The sequence below is a fragment of the Candidatus Methylomirabilota bacterium genome, from assembly GCA_035709005.1.
Classification (GTDB): Bacteria; Methylomirabilota; Methylomirabilia; order Rokubacteriales; family CSP1-6; genus 40CM-4-69-5.
In genome coordinates this window covers 25,672-40,513 of the sequence record DASTFB010000051.1, presented here as the reverse complement: position 1 = coordinate 40,513, position 14,842 = coordinate 25,672, and the positions used below count along the sequence as shown (strand labels likewise).

Here is a 14,842-nt window from a genome sequence, read left to right as displayed (position 1 = left end):
GACTGCGATGAGACGTCGCGCGCGGTAGCCGCGGCACACTACATTAACAGGGCACGGGCACCCGGGCTATCGCCACGCCCGTGCCCCGCCGGAATCGCCCGCGGCGATCGCTCGGATACCCGATCTGAGTCGCGACTACCGGCTATCGCCACGCCCGGGGGCCCGGGTAGCCGTCGTAGGAGAGGCGGGGGCCGTCGGCGGTGAAGCCGGCGTCGAGGAATGCGCCGAGCGCGTCGGTCGCGCGCACGGGCTGCCCGGCCCACGTCAGCACGTGCAGCCGGCGCAGTGGTCGGAGAGCCAGGGGCCGTTCCACCAGGCCCGCCAGCGCTCGCACGGCCCCCGGCAGATCAACTGGCTCCCAGCCGGCCAGCGGGGTGAGGTCGCGGCCGTGCCCCTCGGCGAGCAGCACGGGCCGGCCGTCGCGGAACACCAGCCACGATTGGGGAATCCGCGGTGCGGCCACACGGGTGCCGTCCGGCCGGGACAGAACGAACACCCGGCCCCAGAGGTTGGCAGGGTCCACCATGTTGACCAGCACGTGCGGCTCGGCCCGGCGCGGTGAGGCCACCAGGTCGTCCAGCGCGGAGGCCAGCGCGTACTGCTCGCCCGACAGTCCCTCGACGAAATAACCGCGCACCACTTCGCCGCCGTACTCCATGCGGAGCAGCGTGTGACGCAGACTGCCCCAGTCGTCGGCGAGTTCGCGGGCCAGCACGCCATAGCGCGACAGCAGCAGCTGGGCACGGGCCTCTTCACGCTGCTCGGGCGACAACGCGTCCTCCTCGCCGAGCGCGCTCCAGCGGCCCACCGACGGCAGGCGGGGCAGGACTCCCCGCGCCTGGCCGAGGCGTCGCCGGACACTCCGGGAGGGCACGTGCCGCGCGGGAGCCATGCCGGCGGCGAGCGCGCTGAAGGAGTCGGGACTGACCAGCCCGGCCCAGAAAAGGTCCCACAGCGCCGTCAACGTGTCCGCGCCGCTCAGGCCGGCCACCCGGGCGATGTCCTGGACGAACGAGGCGCCGCGCAGCTGCAGGTGGCGCAGGACGTTCTTGGTGCGCGGGTCGAGCTCGGGCGCGGCCGGGCGACCGCGCAGCCAGCCGATGTTCTCCCGAAGCGCCACCCCGATTCGCCCCCAGCGCCGGGGGTCCGCCCCACGCGGCTCGAAGACGGTCCACACGATCTCGCCGGCGAGCCCCAACCGGTCGAGCCAGTCTCGCTCGTACGCCTCCACCCGGCCCGAAAGCAGCGCGTGCTCCCACACCCGCACGGCGAAGTCCTCGCCCTGCAGCAGCTCCAGCGCGGCCAGCACGCCGGCGGGGCCCACCAGACGATGATCGGGGTGCAGGTGGTGACGGCGCAGGACAGCCGCCGAGAGCTGGTCGGCTCTCGCGACCGGCCGGGGGACCCGGCGCGCGTGGACCTGACGGCGTTGCACCTCGTCGAGGACGGCGATGTGCACGTACTGCGGCTCGCCAGCGCCGGCCAGGAACTCGCCGCGACGCATGAGCCCGCGCGCGGCGAGACGCTCCAGGACCCGAGCGGCGTCGGCGCTTGCGACGCCGTACCGCTCCGCGAGCCAGCCGGCCGTGAGCGGCCCTCGGGTGCGCACCGTGCGCAGCGTCACGCGCTCGAGGCCCTCGTCGGTGGCCAGCGACGCGTAGAGAGCCGCATCGGTCGCGGGAATCCAGGCCCGCCGTCCGCCCGTGGCGATGGCGACCACGCGGCCCTCCGCAGCCAGCGCGGCGATCAAAAGCTCGGGCGCGTCCGTCACGCGGGCGGCGACCTCGTCGTCGGTCAGATCGCCGAGGTCGTCCAGGATCGCGGCCAGCTCGTTGGCGTTGCGGGCCCGGCGCTCGGGCCTGGTCTTTCCCAGGTCCGCCTCCACCCCGGCCACGATGTCGGGCCGCAGGGGCCCCGGCGCCACGCTCCAGGCCTTGCGCATGGCGACGGCGTCGCTGCGCCGCTCCTCGGCATGGCCCGCGTCCAGGTACGCCCAGTCCCAGGCCAGCAGCAGCGGATAGACGAAGGGGGACGGCAGCGCCGCGTCGACGTGACGCGTCCACAGCTCGCCGTCGTGCAGCCGCTCCAGGAGCCGCTTGAGGCGAGGGACGTCGAGGGCGTCCGCGAAGCACTCCCGGAGGGTCTCGGCGACGATCGGGAACTCCGCCTGGCCGCCGACGGATTCCATCAGGGCATCGGCCTTGAGCCGCAGCAGATAGGCCGGCACCCGCTCGCCGCCCTGGGTCCGCGGAATGAACAGCGCCCGCACCGCGGCGTGCCGGAACCGCGTGCCGAAGAGCGGCGAGCCGATCAGCGCCCGGCCCAGCAGCGCGTCCACTTCCTCGGACGTCACCAGCGTGACCAGCCGCTCCGGCGACGGCGGCACCTGGCCGGGGGCGAAGGACAGCAAGATTCCGTCGTCCACGTGGCTCGCCTCGGCGACCAGCCCGAAGACCCGGCGCAGCTTCTCGCGCAGGGCCATGCCCCAGGCCCCGTTCACCCGCATGCCGAAGACCGAGTGGATCATGGCGTGGCGGCCGCCCATCTCGTCGGCGAAGGACTCGACGACGATGCCGCGGTCGTCGGGGACGCCGTCCAGCACCTCACCCGCTTTGACCAGCCAGGCCCGCATGGCGGCGGCCGCGCGGGAATCGAGCCCGCACTCTTCGGCCGCCCACGCCGCGAAGTCGGGAGCGTCCAGGCGCTCGGCGGCGTCGCGGCGCAGGCGCCCGACGGCCAGCCCCAGGTCCCAGGACCGCGAAGGATGCTCGCCTTTCCAGAAGGGAATCGTGGGAGACATCCCCTGAGCGTCCTCGACCAGGACCCGGTTGCCCCGCACCTTGACGATCCGCCAGGCGTTGGAGCCCAGGAGGAACACGTCCCCGGGCAGGCTCTCGGTGACGAACTCCTCGTCGAGCGTGCCGACTTTCAGGTCGGTATCGGCCACGAAGACGTCGTAAAGCCCGGCGTCGGGGATGGTCCCGCCCGAGGTCAGGGCCAGGAAGCGGCTGCCCCGCCGCGCGTGCAGCCGGTCATTGATGCGGTCCCAGAGGATCCGCGGGGCCACGCCCTTGACTTCGGCCGGCAACGGGTCGGCCAGCGCGCGGACGACGCTCAGAAAGTCTTCGCGCCCGAGGGAGCGGTAGGGGGCGGCCTGCCGGAAGCGGGCGTAGAGCGCGTCCACTCCGGTGGACTCGGCGGCGACGGCAGCCACGATCTGCTGAGCCAGGACGTCGAGCGGCGCCTCCGGCATGGTGAGACGGTCGAGCGTGCGCTCGCGGATGGAGCGCGCTACCGCCGCCGCCTCCATCAGCTCCTCGCCCTTCGTGACCACGATGCGGCCGCGGGACACGCGCGAGAGCTGGTGACCGGCCCGGCCCACCCGCTGCAGGCCGGCGGCGATGTTCCGGGGCGACTGGACCTGGACGACCAGGTCGATGGCGCCGACGTCGATGCCGAGCTCCAGCGACGAGGTGGCCACCAGGGCCTTCAGCTCGCCGGCCTTGAGCCGGCCCTCCGCCTCCAGACGTGCCCGACGGGACAGCGAGCCGTGGTGAGCGGCCACCCGTCCGCCGCCGATCCGGTCGTCGAGGTCGCGAGCCAGGCGCTCCGCCGAGCGCCGGCTCTGGGCGAACACGAGCGTGGTGCGGTGAGCTTCGACCAGGTCCGTGATCTGCTGCAGGGCGGCGTCCCAGATCGTGTCGCTCGGGCTCGTCAGGAAGTCGTCGACCGGAGCCATCACGTGAAGCTCGAGCTCACGCGAGAATCCGGCGTCGACGACGACGGCCTCGCGCCCGGTGGTGCCGGTCAGGAAAGCCAGGGCCTCCTCCACCGGTCGCACGGTGGCCGAGCACCCGATCCGCTGCGGTCGGCGGCCGCCGTCCTCCGACTCGGCCAGGGCCTGCAGCCGCTCCAGGGACAGGGCCAGGTGAGCGCCGCGCTTGCTCGCCATCAAGGCGTGCACCTCGTCGACGATGACGAAGCGGGCCTGGGCCAGCGCCGGGCGGAAGCGCTCGGCGGTGAGCAGGATGTAGAGCGACTCGGGCGTGGTGATGAGCACGTGGGGCGGCCGCCGCGTCATGGCCTGGCGCTGGGCCGCCAGCGTGTCGCTGGTGCGGACGGCCACGCGCACTTCGGGGAGCGACAGGCCGTCCGTGGCGGCGGCGGCCCGGATCCCGGCCAGCGGTTCGCGCAGGTTCTTCTCGATGTCGTTGTTCAGCGCCCGCAGGGGCGACACGTACACGACGTACACGCGATCCTCGAGGCGGCCTTCGAGCCCCAGCCGGTGGAGGTGGTCCAGGGCCCACAGGAACGCCGCCAGGGTCTTGCCGGAGCCCGTAGGCGCCACGATGAGCGTGTCTCGGCCGGAGGCGATCGCTGGCCAGCCCTCCTGTTGCGGCCGGGTGGGCTCGGCGAAGGCCGCCTCGAACCAGCGGCGGACGAAGGGCAGGAAGCCGGCCTGAGGGGCTGGAAGCACGATGGTTGAGTGTACAGGCGGGGGTTTGGGCCTACAATCAAGTGTGCGGATCGTGAGCATCGGTGGGGGACCCGCGGGGCTCTCCTTCGCCATCCTCATGAAGAAGGCCGACCCCGCCCACGACGTCACCGTCATCGAGCGCAACCGGCCCGACGAGACGTTCGGCTTCGGCGTCGTGCTGTCCGACGCCACGCTCGGGCACTTCACCGAGGCCGACCCCGAGAGCGGCGCCGAGATCAGCCGGGCCCTGACCCACTGGGACGACATCGACATCCACTACCAGGGTCAGGTGCTCACCTCCGCCGGGCACGGGTTCTCCGGGCTGAGCCGCCAGGAGCTGCTCGACATCTTGCAGCGCCGCTGCCGGCAGCTGGGCGTGCGGCTCCAGTTCGAGCGGGAGGTGGCCGATCCGGCGCAGCTCGCCGACGCCGACCTGGTCGTCGCCGCCGATGGGGTCAACAGCGCCCTCCGCACCCGCCATGCCGAGCGCTTCGGCCCCGAGATCGACTGGCGGTCCAATCGCTTCGTGTGGCTGGGCACGACGTTTCCGTTCCGGGCCTTCACCTTTTTCTTCAAGGCGAGCGAGCACGGCCTCTGGCGGGTGCACGCCTACCGCTACGACCAGCGGCTGTCGACCTTCATCGTGGAGACGACCCCCGCCACCTGGGTGCGGGCCGGCCTGGACGCGGCCACCGAGGACGACACCGTGGCCTTCACGGAGGGCCTGTTCGCTCGTGAGCTCGGCGGCCACCGCATCCTCAAGAACCGCTCGCTCTGGCGGCGCTTCCCGACCGTGCGCAACACCCGCTGGCACTGGGGCAACATCGTCCTCGTGGGCGACGCCGCTCACACCGCCCACTTCTCCGTCGGCTCGGGAACCAGGCTGGCGATGGAGGACGCCATCGCGCTGAGCGCGGCGCTGCGCCGGTCCCCGCGCGTGGCCGAAGCGCTGGCGGCCTACGAGCGCGAGCGGCGGCCCCACGTCGAGGCCCTGCAGCGGGCGGCCCAGGCCAGCCTGGAGTGGTTCGAGCAGACCGAGCGCTACGTCGGCCGCCTGGAGCCGCTGCAGTTCGCGTTCAGCCTGCTCACGCGGAGCCTGCGCGTCACGTACGACACGCTGCGGGCGCGCGACGCCAGGTTCGTGGAGACGCTCGAGCGCTGGTTCGCCGACGTGGCCGCCCAGCAGAGCGGCGCCGCGGTGCCGGTCGAGCCGGCCCCGCCTCCCGCGCTCACGCCCTTCCGGCTGCGGGACCTCGTCCTCAGCAACCGGCTCGTCGTTTCTGCAGCAGACCCGGCATCTCCGGCCGCCGGTGACGCGGGGCTGGTGATCGCCGCGCCGAGCGACGCGGGCCGGCAGCCCCACACCACGGAGACGTGCGAGCCCCGGCGCCTGACGGCCTGGCGGCGGGACGCCCTTCACAAGCAGCCGAAAGCGGCGGTCGGCCTGCGGGTGGCCGGCCCCAGGGCACCGGGTACCGCTCGAATGGCGAGCGAGACGGGGTTCGACCTGCTCGAGATCGAGTTGGCTCACGGCGCCTCGCTCGACCTGGTCGACGCCGTGCGCGCGGTCTGGCCTGCCGGCAAGCCCCTGTCCGCGAGAATCGCCATGAAGACGCCAGAGGCCTCGGTGGAGGCGGCCCGGATGCTGAAAGCCCGCGGCTGTGACGTGATCTCCGTTGACCGGATAGCCCTCAGCGACCGCATTCGCCACGAGGCGGGCGTGCCGACCATGACGGCCACGCCCGCCGACGTCAACTCGATCGTCGCCGCCGGCCGGGCGGACCTCTGTCTGCTGGATATGGAATAACCCGAATGTACGCCGAGCACTTCGGCCTCGCCGAGTTGCCGTTCTCCCTCACCCCGGATCCTCGCTATGTCTACATGAGCGAGCGCCATCGGGAGGCCCTGGCCCACCTGATCTACGGGATCAGTCAGGGGGACGGCTTCGTGCAGCTCACCGGCGAGGTGGGCACGGGCAAGACGACGATGTGCCGCTGTCTGCTCGAGCAGCTTCCCGCGGACGTCGACGTGGCCTTGATCTTCAATCCCCGCCTCACCAGCCACGAGCTGCTCGCCGCCGTCTGCGACGAGCTGCGTGTGCCCTACCAGCCGGGCGCCACGAGCGTCAAGCTGCTCGTGGACAGCCTGTACCGTCACCTGCTGAGCGCCCACGAACGCGGCCGTCGCACCGTGCTCATCATCGACGAAGCCCAGAACCTCAGCGCCGACGTGCTGGAGCAGGTGCGGCTCCTCACCAACCTCGAGACCGCCCGCGACAAGCTCCTGCAGATCATCCTCATCGGCCAGACCGAGCTCGGGGCCCTGCTGGAGCGGCCGGAGCTGCGGCAGCTGGCCCAGCGGGTGACGGCGCGCTATCACCTGCGGCCGTTCAGCTTCGACGAGACCCGCGCCTACATCATCCATCGCCTCGCCGTGGCCGGTCGGACGCGGATGCTCTTCTCGCCCTGGGCCCTGCGAGAGATCCACCGTCTGTCCCGCGGCGTGCCGCGCCTGATCAACGTCATCTGCGACCGCGCGCTGCTGGGAGCCTACGCGAGCACGAGGAGCTGGGTCGACGCGCGCACGGTCCGGCGGGCGGCGCGGGAGGTCCGGGGAGCCCGGATCGCACGCCGCCGGTGGCCGTGGCTGGGCGCTGGGGTGAGCGTGCTGGCGCTGGCGGCCGTGCTCGTCACCACCGATCGGCTGCCCGACGTGTTCAGCGCCTCGAAGCCTGCCGGCGACGTGAGCGGTGTCGCGCTGGTGACCGCGACCGACATGCCGCCGGCCTTGTCCGGCAATGGAGCGGCGGGCCCGCCCGCGGTGCCCGGGCTCGAGATCCCCCTCGAGGAGGTCTTGACGAGCCCTTCCATGCGGACGGACAGGCCAAAGGCCTTCTCCACCCTGTTCGCCCGCTGGGGGCTTCGCTTCTCCGACGCCGCCGACGTGTGCCAGTTCGGGCAGGCGGCGGGCCTGCGCTGCCTGGCCCGCAACGGCACCTGGGGCTGGCTGCGCCGGCTGGATCTGCCCGCCGTCATCGAGCTGCGCATGCGGGCCGGCGAGCAGTACTTCGCCACCGTGATCGCTCTGGAAGAGCAGCGGGCCACACTGGACTTCGGGGGTCAGCAGCTCATGTTCCCGCTCGCCGAGATCGACCAGTACTGGAACGGGGCGTTCGTGCTGCTCTGGTCGGCCCCGCTGTCAGACAGCGTATTGGTGCCCGGCCAGCGGGGCCCCGACGTGCGATGGCTGCGGCGCCAGCTCGTCGCCGTGAACGGCGCGTCCCTCGACACCGAGAGCGACGTCTACGACCCCGACGTCATCCGCGAGGTCACGGCCTTCCAGCGGAGCCGGCTACTGGCCGACGACGGCATCGCCGGCGAGGAGACGCTAGCCCATCTGAGCGCGGCGGTTCGTGAGCCCGGCAAGCCACGGCTGTCGGCGGCGGCACGGTAGGCGCGCATGTCCTACATCCTCGAAGCCCTGAGAAAGGTCGAGCGGCAGCGGCGAGGGCGCGCGATTCCCGACCTGGCCACCGTCCACGGCCCGAGCGCGGCCGGCCGGCGCATCTGGGTGCCCGTCGTGTCGGGCGTGCTGCTCGTCAACGCGGGGCTGCTGGCGCTGCTGCTCTGGTACCGCCCCGAGACGCCGCCCGCTCCGTCGCCGACGACGCAGGCCGAAGCACCGGCTGCGGACGCGGCGGGCCCACCACCGGCGGCATCCGACGCGCCGGCTTCGGCGGCGGCTGCCGCTGCCGTGCCGCCCGGATCGCCGCCGTCAACCGAGCCTGCTCCGGCCGTCGTCGCGTCGGCGCCCTCGACGGCTGCTCCCGTTGGCGCCCAGCCGGCGGAGCCTGTGTCGGCGCCCCCCGCTCCTCCGGCCAGCGCCTCGAACGAGCGTCGGATCGGGGGACCCGAGATTCCCGATCCGGGCTCGAGCGTGCGTACCGCCGAGTCCGGGCCACGCGTCAGGATCACGGTTCCCGGCTCGGACGCGGCTCGAGAGGTGGAAGTCGCGCGCGGCGCAGCCGCGGGAACCCCGGCGCCACCGCCTTCCGCCGGCTCGGCGGGCGCGAGCGTCAAGGCCGCGGTCCCCGCCGATCTGCCTCCATCGTTCCGGGCGGCCGTGTCCCAGCTGCGGCTGGAGGCCCTCGTGTACGCGCAGAGCCCGGGAGACCGCAAGGTCTTCATCAACGGCCGTCGCTATCTGGAAGGCGAGACGCTCGACGGCGGCATCCTGGTGGAGAAGATCGTCGAAGAGGGCGCCGTCCTCAGCTACCGCGACCACCGCTACGTGCTGCGTCACTTTCGCTGAGCCGCCACGAGGGCGGGGTCAGCCGGCGCTTGCCGTCGGCAGCCAGCCGTACAGCCGGCTCGCCGGGCCCGAACCGGCGGTCCCAGAGCTTGCACGTCACCTGCTTGTGCCGCTGGTCGAGGCCCTCGCAGTAGTTCGTGAACTCGCAGCGCCGGACGAGGCCGCCGAGGCCTAGCCGCACTTTCTTGAACCAGTCGGGGTCGGCCAGCGTCTGGCGAGCGGCCGCGACGAAGTCGGCCTCGCCGCGGCGCAGGATGCCCTCGGCCTGGTCGAAGGAGAAGATGCCGCCGCTGGTGACGACCGGCGTCTCGTGGCCGGCCTCGCGAACGGTGCCGCGGATCGCCGCGGCCAGCGGCACGTTCCGCCCGAACGGCCCCCGCTCGTCGGAGACGACGGTGGGCATGCACTCGTAGCCCGATTCCCCGGTGTAGGGATAGACCGCCTCGCCGACCTTGGGCTGCCGGGCGTCCTCGAACCGCCCGCCCTTGGACACGGAGAGGTAATCGACGCCGGATGCGGCGAAGCGCGCCCCGAACCAGACCGCATCGTCGATCCGGCTGCCATCCGCGACGACATCGTCGCCGAGGTAGCGGATGCCCACGACGTAGTCGTGGCCAACGCGCCCGCGTACGGCCGCCAGCACCTCCAGCGGCAGGCGCACGCGGTGCTCGCGCGAGCCGCCGTAGCCGTCCTCGCGCGCGTTCAGGCGGGAGAGGAAGGAGGCCATCGTGTAGGCGTGGGCGTAGTGCAGTTCCACGCCGTCGAAGCCGGCCTCGCGGGCCCGCCGGCCGGCCTCGGCGAAGAGCCCAGGTAGCACGCGGGGCAGGTCTCGGATCCACGGCAAGTGCGTATCGCTCACCCGCTCGCGATAGCCGTAGTCGAGCGCCTCCAGCTCCCGGCTCGTCAAGACCGCTTCCAGCAGGGCCCGCTCGGCGCCCGCGAGCCGAGCTCGCACGTCGGCCTCGGGGGCCTCGCGCCAGCGGTCGGCGCCGAGCGCCGTCGCCAGCCGCCGCCGGAGCTCCGGCGTGATCGCCAGGTAACGATCGAAAAACGTCGCGGGCTCCGGCCGCCGCTTGACGGCGAGGAAGTCGATGATCTGGATGAAGAGCCGCGTGCGTCCCTCGCTCTTCCGGCGAACGACGTCGACGAGCGTGGAGAGCCCGGGGATGAAGCGGTCGTCGCCGATGCGCAGCAGGGGACCGCTCGGGATGTCACGGATGCCGGTGGCCTCGACCACGAGCGCGCCGGGCTGACCCTCGGCGAAGCGCGCGTACCACTCGAGAACTTCGGGAGTGACGACCCCGTCCTCCGTGGCCCGCCACGGCACCATGGCCGGGACCCACGTGCGCTCGGCCACCGCCAGCCCGCCGATGCGGGCGGGGGAGAACCACAGCGCGCCCGTCGCCTCCTCACGTGTGGGCCAGCGGACGTCGGGCAACGCGTGCCGGATGCGCCGCCGCTCGGCCCGGACCGAGCTCAGGGCAGCACCGCCATCCCCTCGATCTCGATCAGGCATCCGTCGGCAGCATCGAAGAGGTCGCGGGCGCCGACCAGCGTCATGGCCGGGAAGTGGCGGCCGAAGTACTCGCGGTACACGGCGCCCAGGGGCTTGAGGCTGGCCTTGTAGGCGTCGACGTCGAGCACGTAGATCGTCAGCTTCACGACGTCGGCGAGCTGGCCGCCGGCCGCCGCGACCACGGTGCGGAGGTTCTCGCACACCTGGCGGAACTGGGCGACCAGGTCGCCCTTGCCCACGACGTTGCCAGCGCCATCGCGGGCCACCTGGCCGGCGATGAAGAGCAGGCGACCGCCGGTGGCCTCCACGCCGTGAGAGAAGCCGACCGCCTTGGCGAGCGCGGGCGGATTGACGGGGCGGGTCCGCTCGGTCATGAGGATTCCTCCGTGCCGTCGAGGATGATCGTCGCGCCATTGCTCGTGTCGTCGTGCACGAGCCTCACCGCGACCGCCGCGACCTCGGCCGGCTCGATCAGCCGGCCGCCGGGATTCATCGCGGCCATGGCCTGCACGGCCTGCTCGACGGTGCGGCCGGTCCGGGCCGCGATGCTCCGCGCGCCCTGCCAGACCATGTCGGTGGCGACGTAGCCCGGGCACACGGCGTTGACGGTGACGCCCCGGCCGGCCACCTCGGCGGCCAGGGCCCGGGTGAGGCCGACCAGCGCGTGCTTGGACGCGGTATAGGCGCTCACGTAGGGCGCGCCGTGCAGGCCGGCCAGCGACGCGATGTTGACGATGCGCCCCCAGCCTCGCTCCAGCATTCCGGGCAGCATCGCGCGGATGAGCAAGAAGGGGCCGGTGGCGTTGACCCGCAGGTGCCGCTCCCAGTGGGCGAGGTCGGCCTTCACCAGCGGCGCCGATTCGGCGACGCCCGCGTTGTTGACGAGCACGCCGACGGGCCCGAGCTGCGCGGCCACGCTCCGGGCCGCCGCGCTCACCAGGTCGGGGTCGGTCACGTCCAGCGTCACGCCTTCGGCCGCGACACCCAGCGCCCGCACCTCGGCGACCGCCTTGTCGAGCTGGGGCAGGTCGCGCGCGCCGAGCCCGACGGCGAATCCCGCGCGGGCCAGGGCCAGGGCGATCTCCCGGCCGATGCCGCGGCTGCCGCCGGAGACGAAGGCGACGTGCCCCTTCGCCGGGGCTTGCCGGCATGGCTTCATGCCGGCATTCTACCGCGCGACATGCGATCGTTCGCCCGCACCACGCTCGCCGACGCCGTGGCCCGGCTGCGTCCGGGAATGAAGGTCCTGGTCCCTCCGGGCTGCGGCGAGCCCGTGGCGCTGGTGGCGGAGGTCTGCCGCCAGGCCGATCGGCTCCAGGACGTGGCCCTCATGGTCGGCATTCATCTGGGCGGTTACCCGTTCGCTCGCCCGGAGATGGCGGCGCTGCGCGTGGCGACCTGGCACATGTCGCCGCGCCTGGAGGACGCGCGCCGCCGCGGCCGCGTGGAGTTCGTGCCGGCGCGCTACTTCGACCTGGTTCGAGACTTCGGGCATGGTGGCCGGTGGGCGCCCGACTGCGTGCTGGTCCACTGCGCGCCGCCGGACGCCCGCGGCTACCTGAGCCTGGGCGTGGCGGTGGGGATCACGCTGCCCGCGGCGCGCCGGGCTCCGCTCGTCCTGGCCCAGGTCAACCCCAACATGCCCCGCTCCCGGGGCAACGCCTGCCTGCACCGGAGCCAGATCGACGCCTGGGTGGAGGTGGACGAGCCGCTCCTGGCCTATCCCTCGCCGCCGCTGGGCGACGTCGAGCGCGCCATCGGCCGGCACGTGGCCGAGCTAATCCCGAACGGCGCCACCGTCCAGGTCGGCGTGGGGGCCATCCCCCAGGCGGTCCTGGAGGCTCTCGGCGATCACCGAGAGCTCGCCCTTCATTCGCTGCTCGTCGACGCCGGCGTGACGCTCGTCGAGCGCGGGGTGGTCACCTGCGCCCGCAAGCGCCTGCATCGGGGGCGGATGGACATCGCCGAAGCCATGGGCACGCGCCGGCTCTTCGACTTCCTGCACGACAACCCCGTGGTCAACATGGAGTCGTCCGAGTGGGTGCACGATCCTCAGGTCGTGGCTGCCCTCGACCGCTTCGTGGCCGTCAACTCCGCCCTGGAGGTCGACCTCACCGGTCAGGTGACCGCCGAGAGCCTGGGGCCGCGGCAGGTGGCCGGTATCGGCGGGCAGCTCGATTTCGTGCTCGGCGCCTCGCGCTCGCGGGGCGGCGCCGCGATCATCGCCTTGCCTTCGACGGGCCGCGACGGCAGCGTGTCGCGCATCGTGCCCCGCCTGGCGCGGGGCGCGGCGGTGACGACGCCGCGCGTCCTCGTGGACTGGGTCGTCACCGAGCACGGGGCCGCCGCGTTACGTGGGCGGAGCGAAACAGAACGGGCCGCGGCCTTGCTGGCCGTGGCCGGTCCGGACTTTCGTGAGGAGCTGGCGCTCGGGGTTACTTCCTAGCGGCGTCGATCTTCGCGAAGATCTCCTCGGCCTCGGGGAACCGATAGCTCGTCTGGTTGGAGAACACGCTCTTGTCGTCGATGAAGACCTCGAAGATGCCGCCCATGCCTTCCTCGAGCCGGGCGGTGATCCCGTACTTCTCCTTGATCGCGGCCTGCAAACTGGAGGCCTGAGGGAGGTAGTTTCACTCCCCGCAGTACTTGATCCGGATGTCCATTCCGCCCTCCTCGGGTGGGGAAGTCTAAGCCATTCTACGTTAAGATGCGCGGCACCCGATGAGTGATTCCGTGATCCCCCTGCTCATCGATACCGACCCCGGCATCGACGACGCCCTGGCCCTCCTGCTGGCGTGGGGTTCCCGGAAGGCCAGGGTGGAAGTGCTCACGACGGTGGCCGGCAACACGCCTCTCGAGCGCGGCACGCTCAACGTGTTCCGTCTGCTGGCGCTGCGCCAGCCCACGCCGTTTCCCCGGGTAGCGGCCGGGGCCGCCAAGCCCCTGTCGAGGCCGCTGACCACCGCGGGCCGGTACCACGGCGAGGACGGGCTCGGAGACCTCGACGACTGGCCGCCCGTCACGGTGCGGCCGGCGCCCGAGCCGGCGGCCGCCGCCATGGTGGAGGCCGCGCGCCGGCACGGCGGTCGGCTCCGGCTGGTGGCCCTGGGTCCGCTGACCAACGTGGCCCTGGCCCTGGAATCCGACAGCCGGGCCATGATTGGTCTCGGGCGACTGGTCGCGATGGGAGGCGCCGTCGACGTGCCGGGCAACGTGACGCCGACCGCCGAGTTCAACATCCACGTCGACCCCGAGGCGGCCACCCGGGTCCTGGCGGCGGGATTCCAGCTGGACCTCGTTCCCCTCGACGCCACCCGCCAGGCCGTGCTCGAGCGGCAGGCGCTCGAAGCCGCGCTGAGCGGCGCGCCCGAGCCCGCCGCCGCCCGAATCCTGGCCTTCACCCGGCGGGCATTCCGCATCGACGGCGACGCGATGTATCTGCACGATCCCCTCGCGGTCGCCGTTGCCCTCGATCCCACGCTGGTGGAGTGGGAGGCGGTGCGCCTGGAGATCGGCGGGGACGGGGCGACGCGCCGCGTCCCCGGTCCGCCGAACTGTCGGGCAGCCCGGCGCGTGGACACCGAGCGCTTCCTGCCCTTGCTCCTCGAGCGGTTGTGCCCCGCGTCCTGGTAGTCGGCTCGGCCAACGTCGACTTCACGGTGCAGGTCGCTCGCCTGCCGCGCCCGGGCGAGACGGTCAGCGGGGGGACCCTGCTCGTCAACCACGGTGGCAAGGGCGCCAACCAGGCGGTGGCCGCGCGCCGGCTGGGCGCCGAGGTCCGGCTGATCGCCTGCGTCGGCGACGACGCCTCGGGTCGCGCGATCCGCCAGGCCCTGGCCGGGGAAGGGATCGGTGTCGACGGTGTGGTGGCCAGCGCCGTGGCGGCGACCGGCACCGCGCTCATCGTCGTCGACACCGAGGGTCGGAATCAGATCGCGGTGGCTCCGGGGGCGAACCGAGCGCTGGACGTGGAGCACCTGAGAGCGCGGGACGAGGACTTCGCCTGGACCCAGGTCGTCGTGTGTCAGCTCGAGACGCCGCTGGCCAGTGTCGGTTGGGCGCTCGAGGCCGCCCGCCGGCGGCGGGCGATCACCATCCTCAACCCCGCGCCACCGCCGGATGCCCCGCTGGAGTTCCTGGCGCTCGTCGATTACCTCACGCCCAACGGGGGCGAGGCCGAGCGGCTCGGCGGCGTACCGGTCCGGGACAGGGCCGAGGCCGCGCAGGCGGCCGGGCGATTGCGCCAGCGGGGAGCGGGTGTGGTCGTCGTGACGCTGGGCGAGGAGGGGGTGCTGGCCCACGGCCCGGCCGGCCTGCACCATGCGCCGGCGTTCCCCATCGTGGCGGTCGATACCACGGCGGCCGGCGACGCCTTCAATGGGGCGCTGGCCGTGGCGCTGGCCGAGGGAGCCGAGCTGGCCCCGGCGCTGAGGTTCGCCAACGCGACGGCGGCGCTCGCGTGCACGCGTCGGGGAGCTCAAGCGTCCCTGCCCACGCGGAGCGAGGTCGAGCGGCTGCTGCAGAGATGATAGGCTCTA

The 14,842-nt window shown here is 72.8% G+C and carries 10 protein-coding genes and 1 pseudogene; 6 read left to right on the top strand and 5 right to left on the bottom strand.

Translation table 11 applies throughout. The features are described from left to right. Positions 1–142 precede the first annotated feature (142 nt). Positions 143–4,477: a DEAD/DEAH box helicase gene (locus VFR64_08020; GenBank protein HET9489682.1), complete on the bottom strand. Its 4,335-nt coding sequence runs from the start codon at positions 4,475–4,477 to the stop codon at positions 143–145. A gap of 43 nt (positions 4,478–4,520) precedes the next feature. On the opposite strand from VFR64_08020, the gene VFR64_08015 reads away from it, so the two are divergent. The 3 genes from VFR64_08015 to VFR64_08005 are packed head-to-tail and all read left to right on the top strand — an operon-like array spanning position 4,521 to position 8,788. Next, positions 4,521–6,284 carry an FAD-dependent monooxygenase gene (locus tag VFR64_08015; GenBank protein HET9489681.1) on the top strand — a complete coding sequence of 588 codons (1,764 nt, stop codon included), beginning with the start codon at positions 4,521–4,523 and terminating at the stop codon, positions 6,282–6,284. Between the two features lie 5 nt (positions 6,285–6,289). Next, entirely contained in the window at positions 6,290–7,930 is a 1,641-nt protein-coding gene (locus VFR64_08010; GenBank protein HET9489680.1) for an AAA family ATPase, read from the top strand. 6 nt (positions 7,931–7,936) lie between these two features. Continuing rightward, positions 7,937–8,788, top strand: coding sequence for a general secretion pathway protein GspB (locus VFR64_08005; GenBank protein HET9489679.1), 852 nt, complete (start codon positions 7,937–7,939; stop codon positions 8,786–8,788). Here the strand turns inward: VFR64_08005 and VFR64_08000 are convergent. The 3 genes from VFR64_08000 to VFR64_07990 are packed head-to-tail and all read right to left on the bottom strand — an operon-like array spanning position 8,745 to position 11,463. Further along, on the bottom strand, positions 8,745–10,304 hold the full coding sequence (locus VFR64_08000) for an NADH:flavin oxidoreductase (GenBank protein ID HET9489678.1): 1,560 nt from the start codon (positions 10,302–10,304) through the stop codon (positions 8,745–8,747). The genes VFR64_08005 and VFR64_08000 overlap by 44 nt on opposite strands. After that, positions 10,265–10,678, bottom strand: coding sequence for a RidA family protein (locus tag VFR64_07995; GenBank protein ID HET9489677.1), 414 nt, complete (start codon positions 10,676–10,678; stop codon positions 10,265–10,267). Before VFR64_07995 ends, VFR64_08000 begins: the two co-directional genes overlap by 40 nt. Continuing rightward, positions 10,675–11,463 (bottom strand): SDR family NAD(P)-dependent oxidoreductase, encoded by a 789-nt coding sequence (locus VFR64_07990; protein HET9489676.1) that lies wholly within the window; start codon positions 11,461–11,463, stop codon positions 10,675–10,677. Before VFR64_07990 ends, VFR64_07995 begins: the two co-directional genes overlap by 4 nt. A gap of 21 nt (positions 11,464–11,484) precedes the next feature. On the opposite strand from VFR64_07990, the gene VFR64_07985 reads away from it, so the two are divergent. After that, positions 11,485–12,750, top strand: a complete 1,266-nt coding sequence (locus VFR64_07985; protein HET9489675.1) for an acetyl-CoA hydrolase/transferase C-terminal domain-containing protein — start codon at positions 11,485–11,487, stop codon at positions 12,748–12,750. Here VFR64_07985 and VFR64_07980 read toward each other — a convergent pair. Next, positions 12,740–12,922, bottom strand: a pseudogene (locus tag VFR64_07980) (Rdx family protein). The gene VFR64_07985 and the pseudogene VFR64_07980 sit on opposite strands and share 11 nt — an antisense overlap. A 103-nt stretch (positions 12,923–13,025) precedes the next feature. Here VFR64_07980 and VFR64_07975 point away from each other — a divergent pair. Together VFR64_07975 and rbsK are read left to right on the top strand one after the other, a co-directional pair. Beyond that, the gene (locus VFR64_07975; protein ID HET9489674.1) at positions 13,026–13,937 is read left to right on the top strand and encodes a nucleoside hydrolase; all 912 of its coding nucleotides are present in this window, start codon (positions 13,026–13,028) and stop codon (positions 13,935–13,937) included. Continuing rightward, entirely contained in the window at positions 13,919–14,833 is a 915-nt protein-coding gene (gene rbsK, locus VFR64_07970; protein ID HET9489673.1) for a ribokinase, read from the top strand. The genes VFR64_07975 and rbsK overlap by 19 nt, the downstream gene beginning before the upstream one ends. Positions 14,834–14,842 lie beyond the last annotated feature (9 nt).